The sequence below is a fragment of the Streptococcus danieliae genome (assembly GCF_013415245.1).
Taxonomy (GTDB): domain Bacteria; phylum Bacillota; class Bacilli; order Lactobacillales; family Streptococcaceae; genus Streptococcus; species Streptococcus danieliae_A.
This window is the reverse complement of record NZ_JACBXX010000172.1, coordinates 1-3,743: the sequence shown is the minus strand read 5'-3', so window position 1 is coordinate 3,743 and position 3,743 is coordinate 1. Positions and strand designations below refer to the sequence as shown.

Here is a 3,743-nt window from a genome sequence, read left to right as displayed (position 1 = left end):
TGGAAATCTCCGAAAGGCTGGAAATGCCGTCCCCATCAAGATAGTGTACAGAGTTTTAAGCGCAAGCTGAAGCGACTAACGACGAGGAAGTGGAGCATTGACCTAACGACACGGATTGAACGATTAAATTGGGTTATCCGCGGTTGGGTAAATTACTTCTCACTTGGTAATATGAAGACGATACTGACGCAAATAGATGAGCGTTTACGAACTCGTATCCGAGTCATTATCTGGAAGCAATGGAAGAAAAAATCGAGACGACTATGGGGACTTCTGAAACTAGGTGTTCCGAAATGGATAGCCGATAAAGTATCTGGCTGGGGTAACCACTATCAACTAGTGGCACAAAAGTCAGTCTTAAAGCGAGCTATATCAAAACCAGCCCTTACTAAAAGAGGACTGGTTTCTTGTCTAGATTTCTATCTTAAACGACATGCGTTAAAAGTTAGTTGAACCGCCGTGTGCCGAACGGCACGCACGGTGGTGTGAGAGGGACTAGAAATTAGCCTCTACTCGATCCACGGGGTTCCGCATCCCTTTTAATTTTTGGAAGCCTTAAAGAGCTACTTCAGACATAGATGGCTTCTATCAGAGAGCAAGTCGAGAGAGAATTACCTGTTCCTTTTCTCGTTTCGTATTCAAGGCTAGAAAAATGCGTTTCTTAAAATTGTCAAAGTTCCTGAATCCAAAGGCATTCCGCTTGATAACCTTGATGAGATTATTAGTTGCCTCAAGTCTCGCATTGGAATAAGGCAACTCTAGGGTATTACAAACTTTATCTTTGTTCTTACGGAAAGTATGGAAGACTGTTTGGAAAATCGGATTGACAGTCTCCATTTCTGCCTCCATTAAGGCAAAGAAGTGATCCGTATTTTTATTCTTGATGTGGAATAAAAGCATCTGATAAAGTTGATAATGCTGGTTTAATTCCTCAGAATAACCAAGTAGCTCATCCAGTATTTCTTGACTAGTTAGATGCATTTGAAACATAGGTTGATAAGTGCGTTTTGTGCTCAATTTTCGGCTATCGGTTTGGATGATTTTCCAATACCGCTTTAGGCGTCTATACTCTTTTGATTGTTTGTCAAATTGATTCATAATCTGTATCCGAACACGATTCATAGCTCGACTGAGATGTTGTACGATATGGAAGCGATCCAATACAATTTTTGCCTTTGGAAAAAGTTGTTTGACCAGTGTAAAGTAAGGAGTGAACATATCCATAGTAATGATTTCCACCTTTTTTCTGACTTTCAAGGTATATTGTTGGAAATGGTCTCTAATTGTAGCATGAGTACGTCCGTCTAGTATTGCGACAATTTCTGAGGACTCAAAATCTTGAGCAATGAAACTCATTTTCCCTTTTTTAAAGGAATACTCATCCCAGCTCATGATCTTAGGTAAGGACTTTAAGTTTGGTTTCGTCTTTACTAGTTTTAATCGTCTAAGGACAGTTGATGTAGAGATATGTAGACGTTTAGCAATACTTTTCATCGAATCCTTTTCGACCAGTAATTGAGTAATTTTCCGTTGGATGTCAGTTGAAATCTGATGATTTTTCTTGACAATAGGTGTCTCTGATACTTGAACTTTTCGACATTCTTTACATTGAAATCTTCTTTTCTTCAAGTATAGGGCAGTGGGCATTCCCTGGCACTCCAATAGCGGGATTTTAGAGGTTTTTTGAAAGTCATATTTGATCATTTTCCCTTGGAAATGAGGACAAGCAGAGGGGGTATAATCTAAGATAGCATTCACTACAATACACTCTGGTCGTTTATAATAAAAGGTGATTTTGATATTTCTGTCTGTAACTCCGAGTAATTCTGTGGTATTATGAATGAGTTCCATATGATTCTCCTAATGTTGGTTTGGTCACTATTCATTATAGGTCATGTGGGACTTTTTTGTATCTCAAAAAGCCCTATAATCTCTATTTGGGATCGTTACCCACTATAGAAATTATAGAGCCCTTTTTCTGAGCTCTTTGTTAGGGATGGTGGATATGTTTTGCTCAGGAATCGGCTTTACTGACCTATTCCGAACTCATTGAAGCAAGGGTGGTTATAGTCTGTATAACTGATTTAATCGTTCTAGTTCTGAACGATTAAGACAGACCTCTACTTCAGTAATGGTTTTTCCTGATGCATAAGCCTACAAGAAAAAACGATTCCTTCTTTTCCAAAAATATTCATCAACACAGTCAAGGTTTCCAGCATATGATTTTCGATCCCAATAAAAGCATGGTAGTCATTTTTGTTAAAACTTATAAGCTCAGCAGGATCACAGGAATCGCCAAGGTGAACATGAAGCGACTTTAAAAAATAATCAAAAAATACATCTTCCATAAGTGAAACCCCTTTTATGTATCTAAAGAATCTGACATAATTATATAAAAAACACAGGAGAAGAGCGATGGAAAAACGTATTCCTAATCACTTTTCGAACTCTGTCATTGCCTGCAGTGAGGTTCATCAAGGAGGCTAGCCAATGTCAGATTTTGAAAGTAAATGAGTGTCAGTCCCCATGATTTTAGCTATGTGTAGGAGGAAGAGCGATGATGGATGTTATTTTTATTTCACCTCTAGGTTGGAGTCGGCATGTCTGGGATAAGGTCATCACTGATGAACGATTTGGCCATAAATCTTATGAGGTGATTGAATTTTTGAATACCTCCTTTGAAGAGATTTCGGTAGCTTCTATTGAGAAAACCATTAATGATTCTCTAGGGAAGTTGGCTCCAGATGGTCTTGTGATTACTGCTTCCTATGGGACGGCTGCCCTGACTGCTTTTTTGAAAAAGCAGGCGGTTAGTTTGGAGCGTCTACTTGTGATCGATGGCCTGGATAGGCTTCCATCAGCTGAGGAATTAGCAGCGATGTTTGTTTCTGTTGAGGATAAAACCTATCAGACTGTCGCAGACTACTATGAGGATATGCTATCGGCTGATGAGCGAGATGATGGGGAATTGTTGGCGATCTTAGCTGCTAATTTGATAAAGCGAAACGGAGCTTATTTCCCGAGTCTTGACATCAAAGGTACGAAGGCCTATCTCTCCCTCTATGCTGATTTGGATGTTGCGAAAGAGTTTGGTGCTATTTTGGGTCAGATTAAAAACTTGGCTGTCTTTTCCAGTAGGTCAGTCAACTTCCCTCATATTCCAATTAGAGAGGAAGATCACCTGTTGATGTTAAAAGACCCCCAGCAGGTATTCGAAAAGATCTTTGGGGTATTGGAAGGGTCAGCTAAATAGGACGTCCGCATTTTCAAAATCGCACAGATAGTTTCATATCTGTAACAATTCTGGGGAATAATGAAGATTTTTCAAAAAATTGTCATTCTATTAGAAGGGGGTATCAAGGAGGAAGCTTTTTGAAAATTGTTTAAAACTTAGAATGATTCTTGATAACTATTCAATAGTAGACCCTAGAATTGCTCCCGTTAAAGCGAAAAAAGACTGTTGCATAAAAGGGACGTTTGTTCGAGGAAGGCTTATTTTTGTTATACTGCTTCTGTGAATATTTTTCACAGAATATTGAATGACCAAGAAAGGGAGACAGTCTTGTTTTCACCCTTCTTATTTTATTATTTCCAGATTGAGAGCTTGGGACAAAACTCTCTCTGACTAAAGCAAAAAAGCAACGGTTTAAGAGCCGTTGCTTTTTTGCTTTATGGAGATAGTCTTGATACAATATAATTACGACAAAATACTGAGAAAGGCTATCCCATGTACATCCACTATA

General features: G+C 38.8%; 4 protein-coding genes. 2 read left to right on the top strand and 2 right to left on the bottom strand.

The features are described from left to right. Window positions 1-453: group II intron maturase-specific domain-containing protein (locus HZY94_RS08355; protein ID WP_306538575.1), on the top strand; the 453-nt coding region annotated here is incomplete at its 5' end. Between the two features lie 135 nt (window positions 454-588). On the opposite strand, the gene HZY94_RS08350 is transcribed toward HZY94_RS08355, so the two are convergent. Beyond that, entirely contained in the window at window positions 589-1,851 is a 1,263-nt protein-coding gene (locus tag HZY94_RS08350; RefSeq protein ID WP_179925775.1) for an ISL3 family transposase, read from the bottom strand. A 269-nt stretch (window positions 1,852-2,120) separates the two neighbouring features. Then, window positions 2,121-2,348, bottom strand: coding sequence for a hypothetical protein (locus HZY94_RS08345; RefSeq protein WP_228064593.1), 228 nt, complete (start codon window positions 2,346-2,348; stop codon window positions 2,121-2,123). A gap of 209 nt (window positions 2,349-2,557) precedes the next feature. Between HZY94_RS08345 and HZY94_RS08340 the strand changes: the two genes are divergently transcribed. Further along, the gene (locus HZY94_RS08340; RefSeq protein ID WP_179925774.1) at window positions 2,558-3,253 is read left to right on the top strand and encodes a hypothetical protein; all 696 of its coding nucleotides are present in this window, start codon (window positions 2,558-2,560) and stop codon (window positions 3,251-3,253) included. The last annotated feature ends 490 nt before the right edge of the window (window positions 3,254-3,743 follow it).